A 15,363-nucleotide genomic window follows, 5' to 3' on the forward strand; every position below is an offset into this window, starting at 1 on the left:
CCATGCGATCGCTAAAACTCAAAGCAATTAGCTAAAACGATTATTAACTAAAACTTTATTGGAAAAAATATATGAATAAACACTTATTGTTCAATAGTTTTTTGATGGCGAACGTTGTAGCAGTATTCATTGCCCCTCCAGTTCTGGCGGAAGTTACACAAGTCACTAGCATTCGTTTAATTCCCACAAGTAGCGGCATTCAGGTAATTTTAGAAACTACGGGTGGTAAGCTTTCTCAAATTTTGACATCCAGCAATAACGATATCTTTATCGCTAACATCATCAATGCTCAGTTGAGCTTACCCGAAGGGAGTCGTTTCTATCAAAACAACCCTACTGATGCAATCACTGCTGTATCTGTTACTCCTTTGGATTCTAATAGTATTCAGGTAGTCATAATTGGAAAGGCTGGGATTCCGCCCAGAGAAGTTAATCAAAGTGATTCCGCGCTTATTTTCAACATAGATAATACTACTGATTCCATAGCATCTGAGCCTGATAGCGAGGCTGATGAAACGCCTGAAGCAGTTGAATCAAGTGAGTTGACAACTGAGCCAGAAGTTCAAGTAGGAACAAATGAAGAAATTCAATTAGTCGTAACGGCGAAGAGAGAAATTTTCCCGGAAACGTCTACGCCCGTCTATACAATTAATCAAGAAGAAATTCAAAAGCAAGGCGCTAATAGTGCAGCGGAAGTCTTGAGAGGACTCCCTGGATTTGCCATTAATGATGCCGGTTTCGGGGCAGATATTCATACTGGCACTTACTACCGAGGACATTCGATTAATCAGTCTGTTTTTCTCCTCAATGGCAGACCTATCAACACGAATATTAATACTTATCATGGTGCTACCGACCTTAATAGTATTCCAGTAGAAGCAATTGAACAAGTGGAATTATCTAGCGGCACCAGTTCTACTTTATATGGTTCGGAAGCTTTTGGAGGAGTTGTTAATATCATCACCAAACAAGGGCAAGAAGTTCCTAAACTCAATGCTTCAGTTGAATATGGCTCTTTTAATCAGTCCAACTATCGGATTAGCTACGGGGGTTCTGCGGACAATCTAAGATTTAATCTCGGCTATGAAGAGTACGAAGCAGATAATCGTTATGCTGTCCCTAAAGGTGCAGCGAATCGGGATTCCGAAGGTCTTCTATTTAACGGAGATACCGCAACTAGCAACTACTTTGGCGGGATCTCGCTAGATTTGAATTCAAGAAATACTCTTAGTTTAGATGCTTCTAAAATTAGCAGTCGTCGGGGATTACTTTATTTCGGGTTTCCTCTGCAAAGAGACAGATTAGACCACGATGCTTTTAATATTGGGTTATCTTGGAAGGCTTTGCTAGGAGAAGGTGAAGATTCTGTTCTCAGAACGACACTTTCCTACAATCAGGATTACTTTAATACTTATGGCCCGACTCAAAATATCTTCTACCGGACTGGTACTCTGAATTCCCAAGCTCTCAATGCTAGGGTAGAGCATCAATGGCAAACATCTCCTCGAAATACTCTAACTTGGGGCTTCGATGTACAAAATAGCTACTTAAATGGGAATGTTTTAAGTACAGTCCCTAATCAGCTTACCCTGAACGAAAGTGAAAACAGAGATAGGTTTCATACAGCAATATTTGCCTTAAATACTTGGAAAATAAGTAACTCATTACAGGTAGATTTTGGTCTGCGGCAAAATTTTAATAGTGACTTTGGGAACTATTTGAATCCCAGTATCGGGGGACGGTGGGCTGTTACTCCAACGGTGGCGGTGCGGGGCAGTTGGGCTTCGGTTCAGCGCAATCCTGGATTAGATCAATTGTATGTTTTTGATACGGTTCATAACTGGTTGCCTAACCCGGATCTAAATCCAGAAACCGGATCTTCTTGGACGGCTGGAGTTGATATCCAATTTTTAGAAAATTTGACAGGACAGTTTACCTATTTTGGCAGCCGTTTAAACGACCGCCTCGGAGTTATATCAGGACGCTGGGCGAATATTGGGCTGGTAAATACAAATGGTTTAGAAGCCGCATTACGGTGGCAAATGACTCCGCAATGGTCAACTTTTCTCAACTATACCTATACAGATGCGCGAATCGAGACAGGATTGGAGAAGGGATTACAACTAGGTTTAATTCCTTACTCAGTAGGACAATTCGGGATTGGTTATGCGAGTGGAGGATGGCAACTGAATCTATATGCAAGTTACCACGGCGGGGCACGGAGAGCTTTCTTTAATAATCCTGGGGAGAGTAACAAAGATTTTTCCCCGTCCTTTTTAAATTTAGATTTAAGCGGTCGGATTCCGATTACTAAGAATTTTGGGATTACAGTGAATTTAGAAAATTTGGCTGATGTAAGGTACGAGAAAGCTAATCGAATCTATCATCCCGGTTTAACTTTACGAGTTGGCTTACAGTCGAATTTTTAAAAGTTTTGGATAGGGTAAGAGTAGAATTTTACTGCTTTTTGTCAGAGCGATCGCTTAACGCAATCCTGTCGTCATCCCGAAATTACCTCCTTGAGATAGAGGTATTTATGCCGCTAGACAGGTGTAATTTTTGATGAAAGCGCAACTTTCTACCGAAATTGATTGAATTATGGCTCTTTATCGTCGAAATTTCCTGTTTCTGCTAGGTGGCACTGCCGGAGCAGCCGTCATTGGGGCTTTCCCCGCAGCTTGTGCAGCTCAAACAACTCCAAAAAGTGAAAACCAGCAAGCACAGCAGCAGACACCGCAAGCACAACAGCAGGGGCAAACGGCAAATACTTTTACACTGCCGCCTTTACCTTATGCCTACAATGCTCTGGAACCCCATATTGATGAGGCGACGATGCGGTTTCACCATGATAAACACCATGCCGCCTACGTCAAAAACCTGAATGAAGCCGTGAATAAATACTCGCAACTCAAAGGCAAGAGTCCTGAAGAATTGCTTCGTGACATCAATAGCGTGCCAGAAGATATTCGTACTACAGTACGCAATAACGGCGGCGGTCACGTAAATCATACGATGTTTTGGGAAATCATGGCACCCAATGCTGGTGGAGCGCCGACGGGAAGAATTGCCGAAGCGATTAATCAAAGCTTTGGCAGTTTTGACGCTTTCAAAAAGCAATTTAATGAAGCCGGTAGCAAGCGTTTTGGCAGCGGCTGGGCTTGGCTGGTTCGCGGCAAGGATGGGAAGTTGCAAGTGATGAGTACGGCGAATCAAGATAGTCCGTTGATGGAAGGAATGTATCCGATTATGGGCAATGATGTCTGGGAACACGCTTACTATTTGAAATACCAAAATAAGCGTGCTGATTATTTAGATGCTTGGTGGAACGTCGTTAATTGGAATGCAGTAAACCAGCGATTTGAGAAAGCATCAGCTTAGTTGAATGCCGCTGATTTCAGCCCTAAACTAAAGTTTGGGCTAATAGCTTAAACCCGTTTAAACGGGTTTAAAGGCTGACCAGTAAGTTAAAGCTTACTTTAGCTTTAATCCGGAAATTTATTTGCAAACTCTTTGTGTTAGTGCCATCCCGGCCTAGCCTAGTTGCTCGAAGCCTTGGTTAGCAGGCTCAATTGAGGTTGTGAAGCGCGAGGTGGCTCTTGCAGTGCTAGATGGACTTCGTTTGTCTCGCCGGATTCCCGCCTCTGGGCAATTTGCTCTCATCGGGATGCTCCCGCTCCTGGGAACCCAATGCATCTACAGCGCTATTTTTGTAGCTTAATGATAATAATTGACAATAACTCTTTTTGCAGCTATATTCAAAGGTTGTCAATTACGTTACTAAAAGTTGATAACACAGGCTATAGAAGATGGCTTCAAAGAAAAGCAACCCTTTGTACAGGTAGTGGGTGGAGAATTTGTTTGTGGTAACTTAACAAACGGTTCTTAGCTACCTAGTTAAAAAACATTGTCAATATAAGATTTTATTGAGGAGTAACCTGGTGAAGCGTCGAAAGTTTGTGTTTTTAATGGGACTGGCAACTGCGAGCGGTGGGTTAGCGATCGCCTGCTCTGACAACCAGAGTGTCACGACTCCCAATGCAACCTCCCCAACCAGCAGCCCTGCCAGTACGACTGCCGCCAGTCCATCTGCCAGCCCAGTTGCCGCCACCGGCCCATTGGAAAAAGAACTGGTGGTCTACTCAGGACGGGACGAGAAACTGGTTGGCGACCTGATTAAACAGTTTGAAAAGGAAACTGGGGCGAAAGTACAAGTCCGCTATGGCGACACCGCTGAGTTAGCAGCAGCCATTCTGGAAGAAGGTAAAAATAGTCCGGCTGACGTTTTCTTTGCTCAAGATGCCGGGGCACTCGGAGCAATGCAAAAGGCAGGTAGGGCATCGCAGTTGCCAACTTCACTGCTCGATCGGGTAGAAAGCCGCTACCGCTCACCGGATGGGAAGTGGGTTGGAATTACGGGTCGAGTGCGGACAGTAGACTACAACACCAAGTTAGTTAAGGCAGCAGATTTACCAGAATCTATCACTGGCTTTACCGATCCAAAGTGGAAAGGAAAAATTGGTTGGGCACCTACGAATGGCTCCTTCCAGTCCTTTGTCACCGCTTTGCGCGTCTCGCAAGGCGATGAGAAAGCTAAGCAATGGCTAGAAGGCATTAAAGCCAACAATCCCAAAACTTACCCCAAAAATGCGGCAATTGTAGAAGCGCTATCCCGTGGGGAAATTGCGGTCGGATTTGTCAATCACTATTACTTGGAAAAGTTCAAGCAAGAAAATCCCCAAGCTCCCGTGGATCATCACTTCACCAATGATGTGGGTTCCTTAGTCAACGTGGCAGGCGTGGCAATTTTAGAGGGTGCAAAACATCCCAATATTGCTCAGAAGTTTGTGGACTTCATGTTGGCTCAGGATGCTCAGAAATACTTTGCCACCAAGACTTATGAGTATCCACTAGCTTCGGGAATCGCTCCGGCGGGGAATTTAAAAGCACTCAACGGAATTCCCAGCCAAGCGACTGCCATTGACTTAAGCAATCTGAACGACTTGGATGCAACGTTGAAGCTTTTGCAGGAGACACAGGTAATTTAAGTCGTTTGTGGGAATGGGGAATAAGTACTGATAACTCTTATTACCCATTACCAGCCTTCAAAAGTGATGTTATTTCCGCAATTTTGTTGAATTGCTGGTTGTTAATCCCCATATCGATTAACTGATTGGAGAAAGCAGCTCGACCCCCTTTATTTCTGACTTTAACAGCAGCGGCAGTAGCGATCGCGATCGCTCTGCCTCTGACTTATTTGTTCATCCGGACGGCTGGTGTCGGTGGGGAAGCGCTTTGGGAATTAGTTTCCCGTGCGCGAACTCTCACCATTTTGTTCAACAGTGCGGCGATGGCGGCAATCGTGACCCTGTGTTCGGCATTGATTGCCGTACCACTGGCATTTTTAACCGTGCGAACCGATTTACCGGGACGCCGATTTTGGCTAATAGCGACGACCTTACCCTTAGCAGTTCCTAGCTATGTAGGGAGTTTTACGCTGATTGCCACTTTTGGGCCACGGGGTAGCTTGTTGCAGTTGTTGCTGGAACCTTTGGGGGTGCAGGAATTACCTTCGATCTACGGCTGGCCTGGGGTGATTTTGGCACTCACCTTATTTACCTACCCTTATCTGCTATTGAGTGTCCGTTCTGGATTGCAAGGAATTGATCCCACCCTGGAGGAAGCCGCCCGAAGTTTAGGTCAAAGCGGTCAAGCTACTTTTTTTCGGGTTATCTTGCCCCAGTTGCGCCCGTCATTGGTGGCTGGGGGTTTATTGGTGGCGTTGTACTCGCTGCGGGACTTTGGGACGCCGTCGTTAATGCGGTTTGATGCCTTTACGCGAGCGATTTTTTTGCAGTATAAGGCAAGTTTTAACCGCAATTCAGCAGCGGCTTTGGCGTTGGTATTGGTGGGACTGGTGCTGTTGATTTTGTGGTTAGAGTATCGGGCGCGATCGCGTGCAGCATACTACAGTCGCGGCTCCACCTCCCAGCGCCCTCCTAAAGTCTTGCTACTAGGTCGTTGGAAGTGGCCTGCGGTAGCTTTTTGTGCGGTCGTGACAGCGATCGCTTTAGTGCTTCCTATTGGCATTACCGTGTTCTGGCTGATTCGCGGACTCCATAATGGCTACAGCCTTCCGAATCTGGTACCGGCTGCACTCAATTCCATTTTGGCGTCAGGAATTACAGCGGGTGTCGCCACTCTTTTTGCCTTACCTGTGGCAATTTTAGCGGTGCGGTTTCCTGGGCGAATTACTTCAATAATTGAACGCTGTTCTTATATTGGCTTTGGCTTGCCTGGAATTGTGGTGGCGCTGTCGCTGGTATTTTTTGGGGCAAACTACTTGCCACAGTTGTATCAAACCCTGCCGATGTTGGTGTTTGCCTATCTTGTCTTGTTTCTACCCCAGTCGGTGGGAACCGTGCGGGGTTCGCTTTTACAGGTGAATCCGCAGCTGGAAGAATCGGCGCGGAGTTTGGGTAGAAGTTCGTGGCAAACTCTCAGAGAAGTTACGCTGCCGCTGGTGCGCCCAGGTGTTATTGCTGGAGCTATGTTGGTGTTTCTGACGGCAATTAAAGAATTACCGGCTACCTTGCTATTAGCACCGATTGGCTTTGAAACCTTGGCTGTAAAGATTTGGAAAGCGACGGAAAATGTTGAGTTTGCTGAGGCAGCAACTGGCTCTCTATTTATGTTATTAGTTTCGATTGGCTCGACTTTATTACTGTTATCTCAAGAGCGCGTGAGGAGTTATAAGTAGGCGGAAATGGTTTGTAGGAGATTTATTTTGACGAACCGCCAAGGACGCGCTAGCGTTCGCGAAGCGGTGCGAAGCGGCGCGAATGCGCGAGAGAGATGAGCATTAGCGCTATAGGACGCCAAGGAAGAGAAGGAAGCGGGTTTCATGAATCACTTAAGATTGCTATCTATATGGTTTTTATCAAATTCAGGACTTACGCAACTGGCACAGCGATAGCGAAGCGCTGCTGCGTTCGCCCTTGGCGTTGCCGAAGGCTAGCGCAGATCGCATAAGAACACCACGAAAGCGCGATCGCTCAGAAAAACTACGCTATGCCCCGTATGGCAAGGCGTTTCTCCTCATGCACGCGATCCTTCCTGATGGATGATGGCGATCGCTGTGCTAATCTTTGCGGACATACTGACGGATACGTTGAGCCGTCTCTTCTGCCCGAACTTGTGCGGTTGCCTGCTTGCCACTTTCGGGTTCCCAGTTGTACTCGCGACTGAAATAGTGCTGAATTGCAACCTGTCTCTTGGAAGTCAACACCAAAACGATCTGATAGTTGACATCGTAGAATTTGTCACCATCACCATCTTCTTTTGGAACTAGCCTTCTACTAGGAGTTAGCTGAACCCGAACATCAACAAAATCCTTCAGCGTGTAGGTCTTGACCGTATTACTGTCCTGGGAAATGATACAGTGACCTGACCGATCGAAGACCCAAACTTTAGATGATTGCACGTTCGCTTTCAACCACTGTGCGGTCACTTTTGCGTATGGGTTTGGAGCCACATATTTGTCAATCCAGGTTTGCCCAAATCCAAGTGCCAATTGCCAGGGACAGTAAACTCTACGACTGACCTCATCTGCTATTGGCTGCACTTGTTGCCACTCTGCTCCCTCCCAGGGAGACTTTACAGATGGGTGAGCCTGCCCACACAGACAAAGTAACTCGCCCGATCGCATTTCGACAAAGAGCCGCACCTTTGCCCAAGGGTCTACATCTAAAATAACCCGATGAATATCTGAAAAATCATAATGTTCCTGGCGTTGTCTCCACAGACTCCCATATTGGTAAGTCAGTCGATTCTGGGTTTGGTCAATGCAATAAGACTCGATTAATTTAGAGCGGATACTCAAAAGACTGACATACAGCGCGTTGATTCCCACAAGGAAGAACATACCAGGGAGTAACCCAGACCACTGCAACCAGTCCACCTGTGCAATGCTTAAGCGATTTGCTGTAGGGTCTTTTAGGAAGGTGTTGATGCGATCAACACTCTCCTGCGTATTATCCAACCCAGAAGTTTTATATTCCCTTAAAGGAACTTCACCTTCACTGGTTTGTAACAGAACTTGGTAAAATACCCCATCATCTACATTTGTTGTCAACTCCACAGCCTGCAAATTACGAATGGGTGTGTTCTGCCACACCCCCAACCCCAACCAGCCCGGTTTGCTTAACTGACACGTAACCTGCGTCGGTTCTATCCGTTGGCAGTTCAATTTTGCAGGCCCGGTCCAGAGAAGAAATCCAACTCCTATCCCGGTCACGAGAATTTCTCGGAACACACGACCGAAGGACACGTAATTCTGGCGGAGAACTAATTTATTTGGAGACTGTTCAGCAATTTGCGTCATAGCAACTTTGAAGCAAGGATTGAAAATAAGAAATGTTGATGTTTCAGCTTTAGCAACCGAAGACGACTTCTTACAAGAACCTAACAAATTGGTTTTGCCATGCTGGGGCTATCAGCATTGCTACAGGCATCAGAGCTTCTGTTTAATTTAATATGCTTCGCTGGTGCTATATATTTGTTCTTAGGAGTACAAATGTTGATGAGCAAGCAGCAGGTTCAGTTATCGAAAACGGTTACTCCAATTGTTTACCGAAGACTTTTCTGGACTGGATTGGTCACCAGTATCACTAATCCAAAGGGAATTTTATTCTTCTTTGCATTCCTGCCAGAGCTTGTTGTTACCACTACAGGTCCCGTACCATTGCAAATGTTTGTCGTAGGGTTGACATTCAGGTTCTCAGGAGAAAATTAGTTGCTCAACTCAGGCGTCCAGCGTTAGCCATGTCCTTGGCCTAATTGTGGAGATGCAATCTGCGCTTCGCAGCAGCGCTTCGCTATCGCATGTGACAGTTGTGTAAGTCCTGAAATTATTTGTTGTGCCAAAGGGATATTTAATCAAGCCGCCTATTTTGAATTTTGAGTTATGCAACCACCGGCAATTTTACGCTTACAGAATGTAACGAAGCAGTTTAGCCAAAATACAATTCCGGCTGTTGAAGATGTAACGTTGACTTTGCAGCCAGGGGATTTGTTAGGATTGCTGGGGCCATCTGGCTGCGGTAAAACTACACTGTTGCGGCTGATTGCAGGTTTTGAACGACCTTACCGCGGAAGCGTGGAGATTGCGGGGCGAACGGTTGCTGATTCCCGTTGTTGGGTGCCGCCAGAGCATCGGGACGTGGGAATTGTCTTTCAAGACTATGCCCTGTTTCCTCATCTGAGTGTGGCGGAGAATGTTGCTTTTGGGTTGCAACAGTTGAGTAAACAGCAGGTCAAGGAACGCACGCAAGATGCGATCGCGCTTGTCGGTCTGCAAGGATTAGAAAAGCGTTATCCTCACGAACTCTCTGGCGGTCAGCAGCAACGGGTTGCCCTCGCCCGTGCCTTAGCACCGCGACCAAAGCTGGTTCTCCTCGATGAACCTCTGAGCAATCTCGATATCCAAGTACGTTTGAGGTTGCGCGAAGAAGTGCGAGAGATTCTCAAGGCAATTGGCACTTCAGCAATTTTTGTCACCCACGACCAGGAAGAAGCACTTGCCATCTCTGATTGGGTGGGTGTTATGCGTCAAGGACATTTAGAGCAATTGGGCACGCCGGAAGATATCTACACCCACCCCGCCTCGCGGTTTGTTGCCGAATTTGTCACTCAAGCCAACTTCCTTCCCGCCCAACGCCAAGGTCATCTGTGGGAAACAGAAGTCGGTTGTTTTGATGTCGCCCTTAACGGACGGCAAGACCCCATTTCTAGCCTCACCGGCGAACTCATGATTCGCCAGGAAGACTTGATCTTACAGCCATTTCCTGATGCATCGGTTGTCATCCGAACCCGGCGCTTTTTAGGGCGCGAGTACCGATATTGCCTCCAAACTCCCTCTGGCAAAGAACTCCACGCTCGCACGATGACTGATACCGCCTTGCCGGTAGGAACGCGAGTGCAGCTATCGATTGCCGGTGATACCGTTCGAGTTTTTCCCAGCTAAAACTCTCGATAAATTAGGGAAATTGCTCCTAGCCCCCTTTTTAAGGGGGTTAGGGGATCTCCAAATCCGACCGGCGAACTGGGCTTGGTCGGGGCTTTTTGATTGCCATGCCCCTACAGATGTATCGCACTCAACAGCGACGCAAGCGAGTGAGTAACAGCACAATTTCGTCCATCGCCTGCCGTATCGTTGGGGCAGATTGGTCGGATTGATTGACGAGAATGCTAAAAACAATCGTTTGATACTCTGGATGATTCATATACCCGGCTAAGGAAACCGTTCCACTCATCGTTCCTGTCTTCGCTTGCACAATGCCTTGGGCTGGGGTATTTTGAAAGCGACTTTTTAGGGTGCCGCTGACACCGGCAACCGGGAGAGAGGCGCGGTAAATTGCGGCTTCTTTGGTTTGCGCGATCGCTTCGAGAGTCTGCACCAGTGCTTTTGGACTTACTAAGTTATGACGAGACAACCCGGAACCATCAGCCATCACGTAACTATTAGGATCGACGCCTAATTCCGTTAAAGCCTGTTTAACAGCAGCCAACCCCATTGCAGCCGAATTCTCTGAAAGTGTGGTTTCCTCGCCTTTGCTGGTGGCACCCAGAGTTCGCAATAAGGCTTCTGCATAGAGATTGTTACTGTTCTGGTTCGTCTCCACCAATAGAGTTTCCAACGGCGGCGACTCCACAACGGCTAATTCCCGTTCGTCCCCCCTTTCTCTGCCAGATCCCACCTGCGACTGTGCGATAGGAATCCCCGCAATTACTAAAGCCCGCCGGAAGTGCTGCAAAAAATACTGGGCGGGGTCGAGAACTGCCACACCCAAGGATGCAGGTTCGGCACCCGCAGGCAGCTGACCTTTAATCTGTAATACGGGTTTCCCCAGTACAGCGCTAACGGCGATCGCTGCCGGTGATTTCGCTTCCGCTGTCACCGTATTATTTTCCAGTCGCCATTGCGCGATCGCAATTGGATCGATCCAAGCGGTTTGTAGCGGTTGCCCAGGCGATCGCGGTGATAGGGTCAGCACGGTAGCATTTTGATTCAAAATTAAACTATTAACGGGTGCCGCATAAGGTGCCTGTAGATCGCCCCATTCCCAACTGGGATTTACTGCCTGTCCTTGAAAGTAATCATCCTCGACAATTAGCTGCTGTACCTGACGAATTCCCTGGCGCTTTAGCTGTTGTGCCAAGCCTCTTATCTGGGTATCGCTGAAACTAGGATCGCCTCGTCCCACTACGCGCAATTCTCCCCCGTTTGTGCCATAAACTGAGGTGCGAATCCGAAACTGAGAACCTAACTTGTTTAAAACCGCTGCTGTTGTCAGCAGCTTTGTATTCGATGCGGGGATAAAGTAACGGTCTGGTTCGCGGCTGTAGAGGGTGCGTTCTGGAAATTTTGAATTTGTCGATAATGGTTCTATTAAAATTCCCCAACGAGTACGAGAAAATTCCGGACGGTTGGTGACAGCTTCAATCGCGTTTCCTAGTTGGGCAGGACAAACCAACGCAGGGGATTGGGGTTTTTCTGCTTGAGAAACCTGCTTTGAATTTATCGAAGGATTCGGAGAAACAGCGGGATTATTTGCCCTCGCCGCTTCCTGCCAGGATAGCAATTGTGTGTTTAGGAGCAGCAGGAAACTCAGGCATTTACTGATTTTAGTAATTTTTAGGAATAAGTAGGGGCGCGGGAAAAAGCTAAAAATAGATAAACTTGTTTTTTTGAGACTACAGGTTTCTTTATGCTGGGATAAGCTGATACTTTCTTTTAAAAACCTACTTACCATTCAGATTTTTCCAAATAAAACTGATTTGTCAATAAAAATACTACCTTAGATAGGTGCAAAAACACAATTTAATTTACCAATAAAAATATTTCTAATGGTAGAGCTTATCGAGTCTTAAAAAGTGAATAAAATACAGAATAATCATAGATTTTTTTGTATTTACAACCGAAAAAAATAGGTACTTATAATCATGGCACTTCAAGAGCGCGATTTTGAGAAAAGCAATCGCCATACAGAGGGACCCCGTCGGAACAACGGAAGTAAATATTTTTTGGTTGCTCTATTAAGCGCACTTTCGACATTGGGTTTAGTTGCTGCTGGTTGGTGGCTGTATCAGCGAATGCAGCAAGAAAATGCGATCGCTCCCGCAGAAGTTCCAGTGACGACCGCTAGCCCTACTGTCAGCTCAACCATTAGCCCCACCGTCGCCCCAACTGCTCCCGTCGCCCCAGTCGCCCCAGCGCCCAGCCTTGGCATTCAACCCGGTCAATTTGTTGAGCCTGCTTTAAGCAACAAAGGGCAGGTAGAATTAATCGCCGTCCGCAGAATTCTCGGTGCGCCCGATGAAGTCAGCGTGGATATGCGAATTAATCGTCTTGCAGACGATGTGGTGGGAGGAGACCTGATTAATGTCGGTGGGACAACTGCCCGGAATCCGATCACCAGCGAAACTTATCAAGCACTCGATCCCTTGAAGCGTTCATCAGGAACGGTTTCTTTATATCAGATGCGCCGGGGGCAACCGCAAGAAGGCTATGTCGTGCTAAAAGTCCCCGCAGGTGTTAGTACCCTCGACATCTATGTCGATCAAACGCAGGCGTTTAAAAATGTGCCGATTGCGGATGCGAACACCAGCCCAGTGAGCGGAACCGCCCCCGCTTCCCCAGTACCCACCATCGCGCTATCGCCCCAAGCTCAGGCACCCGTGACTACTGCGCCAGCTGCGCCAGTGCCCAGTGCTGACATTCAACCCGGTCAATTTGTACAGCCTGCCTTGGGCACCAAAGGACAAGTAGAGTTGCTGTCTGTGAAGCGAATTCAAGATCCCGAATCCAGAAACCGCGACGTGGTAAACGTGCAGATGCGCGTCCGGCGTCTATCAGCGGATCGAGTGGTTGGGGGTGACATCATTACTGTGGGCGGAACCACTGGGCGGAATCCAGAGACGAGCGAAACCTACAAAGCCGTTGACTTGATTAATCGCTCGACGGGAACCGTTTCTTTGTTCCAGCTGCGCCCACAAGCGTCAGCAGATGCCTATGTCTGGCTGAGGGTGCCAGAAAACGTCAATTCTATTAACCTCTACGTGCCGGAGGTACAGGCATTTAAGAATGTGCCCATTTCTAAATAGGAGGGAATCGGTAATGGATCGTGGAGATTTGTCAGTCATTATTCGTCCATAATCATGAGTCTTTAGTCATTTGTTCTGAGTTCGTTGCTTCTGACTCACGATCCATTACCCCTTACCAAAACGGTATGAGCAATTTTTTATCTGGCATCGCAGTTATACTTTCAATTTTGGCGATTATTGGCAGTGGCTTCAGTGCCTATCAAGTTTTTGAACTGCGGGAGGAACTCAACGCGATCGCTAATTTAAAAAGCGGTTCGACGCCTATCGGAGAGCCAACATCTAGCCCAACACCAGATGCAGACAGCACTCCCACCGTCAGCCCTACTAGCACCGCCTCTCCAGTGCTTACTCCGACTAACGCTACCAACACCAACGCCAAAATTCAACCAGGGCAGTTTGTGCAACCGGCTTTTAACAGCAAGGCACAAGTAGAATTACTCTCGGTCAGGCGCGTTGCCGATCCAGAAACGGGATCTCGGAATGTCGTAAATATGCAGTTTCGGATTCGACGGGTTGCAAGTCCGACCGATCCAGATATAGATGTTTTAAACCCATCTGCAATAACTGCCCGCAATCCGAATACAAACGAGACTTACAAGGCGGTTTCTCCTAAACGTGCGACTCCTTCAGTGGATTTTGGCAGCATTGGACAAGGTGCCTCAGCCGATGCCTATGTTTGGCTACAAGTTCCGCAGGGAATCAATACGTTAGACATTTATATTCCCAATACCCAGCCATTTAAAGGCGTACCGGTTTCTAATTAATTTAGCGAGTGTAAATGCAAGGTTCGGATAACATGGCTCGTTAAACAGCGAGATTGTAGAGACGCAATTCATCGCGTCTCTACGCAGCGAAAATTCTCGCGTTTTTTTACGAACAAAACTGGATTGAGCCTTAATTGAATTTGTCAGATTTTTTTTAACAAACCGCTTTGGCGAGCTAAATTTTTGAAACCAAACGAAGACTAAGGATAAAACAATGATGATAAGCAATCTGCCTAACCGGACAAACGCGCATTCCACGTCCACAAAATCACCACCCCAATTGGGGTTGGTGTGCATCACAACGTCTGACAAAGTGCGTTACCGCGCCCTCACTCGCAAACGACTATTGCAACTAGAAACAGCGGAACAGCAGCAAGTGCTGCGGGAGCTGTATACCGACAATTTGCAACGCCTAAATAATGCGCTGGATTTCTGCGTAGAAAATAATCTCCGGCTTTATCGACTTCCCTCAGGGATATTTCCTTTTGCCGATACTGATTTGGGTGAGGCGATGCTAGAGGAATTTACGGAACAGGTGCGAGCAACAGGCGATCGCGCAACGGTTCTTGGCATCCGATTAGTCGTACACCCGGATCAGTTTGTTGTCCTCAGTTCAGATACACCCTCTGTCATTGAGAACAGTATCAAAATTCTGCAAATGCACGCCCGGAATATGGATTTATTGGGGCAACCCCGATCGCCTTGGGCGATGATGGAGATACATGGTGGTAAGGGCGATCGCGCTGAGCGACTGATCCAAGTCATCCGCGATTTACCCGATGAAATTCGCTCAAGATTAGCCCTAGAAAACGACGAATACGCCTATAGCGCAGCCGAAATTCTCGCTGTTTGCCAGGAAGCTGGCGTGCCAATGGTCTTTGACGCCCATCACCACGTTATTCACGAAAAGCTGGACAGCTACGAACACCCCAGCATCGCTCAGATGAAAGCAGCAGCACGGACGACTTGGCCCGTGCCAGAATGGCAGCTAGTTCATATCTCTAACGGGCGGGAATCCTTTGGCGATCCGCATCATAGCGATTTTATCACCGTGATGCCCAGTGCCTACTGCAACGTTCCCTGGATTGAGATAGAAGCGAAACTGAAGGAAGAAGCGATCGCGAAACTGCGAGAAGAATGGTCGCCTGTCTTCGGCACCGCATCCCCACCCAAACCACTAGAAGAAAAGCCACTGGACAAGGTTACTCAACCGAAAACTCAGCAAAAAAAACGCACTTCTAAGAAAGCTGAACAACCTAAGGACAAAGTTTTGAGTTCAAACTTGGACGGTGAGTAATATTCGTTTGCAAACCTTGGCGTTGTCCTTGGCGTACCTTTGCGTTGAATATTGCAACTTAATTTGGTAGTCCTAAACAGGTAATGATGCGTTGTAGTAATGCACAAAATACCAAATTGCCCAGAAGTGTTGAAAGATCGC

At 47.2% G+C, this 15,363-nt stretch carries 11 protein-coding genes; 8 read left to right on the plus strand and 3 right to left on the minus strand.

Annotated elements, in window-relative coordinates; translation table 11 throughout:
* Nucleotides 1-71 precede the first annotated feature (71 nt).
* Nucleotides 72-2,429, plus strand: a complete 2,358-nt coding sequence (locus tag NC996_RS02300) for a TonB-dependent receptor (RefSeq protein ID WP_242037538.1) — start codon at nt 72-74, stop codon at nt 2,427-2,429.
* A 169-nt stretch (nt 2,430-2,598) separates the two neighbouring features.
* Nucleotides 2,599-3,378, plus strand: a complete 780-nt coding sequence (locus tag NC996_RS02305) for a superoxide dismutase (protein ID WP_190535444.1) — start codon at nt 2,599-2,601, stop codon at nt 3,376-3,378.
* Nucleotides 3,379-3,531: 153 nt separating this feature from the next.
* On the opposite strand, the gene NC996_RS02310 is transcribed toward NC996_RS02305, so the two are convergent.
* Nucleotides 3,532-3,660, minus strand: coding sequence for a hypothetical protein (locus NC996_RS02310; RefSeq protein WP_277879747.1), 129 nt, complete (start codon nt 3,658-3,660; stop codon nt 3,532-3,534).
* 278 nt (nt 3,661-3,938) lie between these two features.
* Between NC996_RS02310 and NC996_RS02315 the strand changes: the two genes are divergently transcribed.
* Both NC996_RS02315 and NC996_RS02320 read left to right on the plus strand, forming a co-directional pair.
* The gene (locus tag NC996_RS02315; RefSeq protein WP_190425305.1) at nt 3,939-5,045 is read left to right on the plus strand and encodes an extracellular solute-binding protein; all 1,107 of its coding nucleotides are present in this window, start codon (nt 3,939-3,941) and stop codon (nt 5,043-5,045) included.
* A gap of 125 nt (nt 5,046-5,170) precedes the next feature.
* A complete protein-coding gene (locus NC996_RS02320; protein WP_190685786.1) occupies nt 5,171-6,757 on the plus strand; it encodes an iron ABC transporter permease in 1,587 nt (528 codons plus the stop codon).
* Nucleotides 6,758-7,138: 381 nt separating this feature from the next.
* On the opposite strand, the gene NC996_RS02325 is transcribed toward NC996_RS02320, so the two are convergent.
* Nucleotides 7,139-8,380, minus strand: a complete 1,242-nt coding sequence (locus NC996_RS02325) for a hypothetical protein (RefSeq protein WP_190685788.1) — start codon at nt 8,378-8,380, stop codon at nt 7,139-7,141.
* Nucleotides 8,381-8,962: 582 nt separating this feature from the next.
* Here NC996_RS02325 and NC996_RS02330 point away from each other — a divergent pair.
* Nucleotides 8,963-10,021, plus strand: a complete 1,059-nt coding sequence (locus NC996_RS02330) for an ABC transporter ATP-binding protein (RefSeq protein WP_190685794.1) — start codon at nt 8,963-8,965, stop codon at nt 10,019-10,021.
* Between the two features lie 130 nt (nt 10,022-10,151).
* Here NC996_RS02330 and dacB read toward each other — a convergent pair whose 3' ends face one another.
* On the minus strand, nt 10,152-11,639 hold the full coding sequence (gene dacB, locus NC996_RS02335) for a D-alanyl-D-alanine carboxypeptidase/D-alanyl-D-alanine-endopeptidase (protein WP_242037539.1): 1,488 nt from the start codon (nt 11,637-11,639) through the stop codon (nt 10,152-10,154).
* Nucleotides 11,640-12,000: 361 nt separating this feature from the next.
* Here dacB and NC996_RS02340 point away from each other — a divergent pair, with 361 nt between their 5' ends.
* The 3 genes from NC996_RS02340 to uvsE all read left to right on the plus strand — a co-directional run bounded on the left by NC996_RS02340 (nt 12,001) and on the right by uvsE (nt 15,222).
* Nucleotides 12,001-13,161, plus strand: coding sequence for a hypothetical protein (locus tag NC996_RS02340; protein ID WP_190685800.1), 1,161 nt, complete (start codon nt 12,001-12,003; stop codon nt 13,159-13,161).
* A gap of 125 nt (nt 13,162-13,286) precedes the next feature.
* On the plus strand, nt 13,287-13,925 hold the full coding sequence (locus NC996_RS02345; protein WP_190432777.1) for a hypothetical protein: 639 nt from the start codon (nt 13,287-13,289) through the stop codon (nt 13,923-13,925).
* Nucleotides 13,926-14,139: 214 nt separating this feature from the next.
* Nucleotides 14,140-15,222 carry a UV DNA damage repair endonuclease UvsE gene (uvsE, locus tag NC996_RS02350; protein WP_242037540.1) on the plus strand — a complete coding sequence of 361 codons (1,083 nt, stop codon included), beginning with the start codon at nt 14,140-14,142 and terminating at the stop codon, nt 15,220-15,222.
* Nucleotides 15,223-15,363 lie beyond the last annotated feature (141 nt).

It is taken from the genome of Trichocoleus sp. ST-U2, from assembly GCF_039961875.1.
In the GTDB taxonomy this organism is placed as follows: domain Bacteria; phylum Cyanobacteriota; class Cyanobacteriia; order Cyanobacteriales; family FACHB-T130; genus FACHB-T130.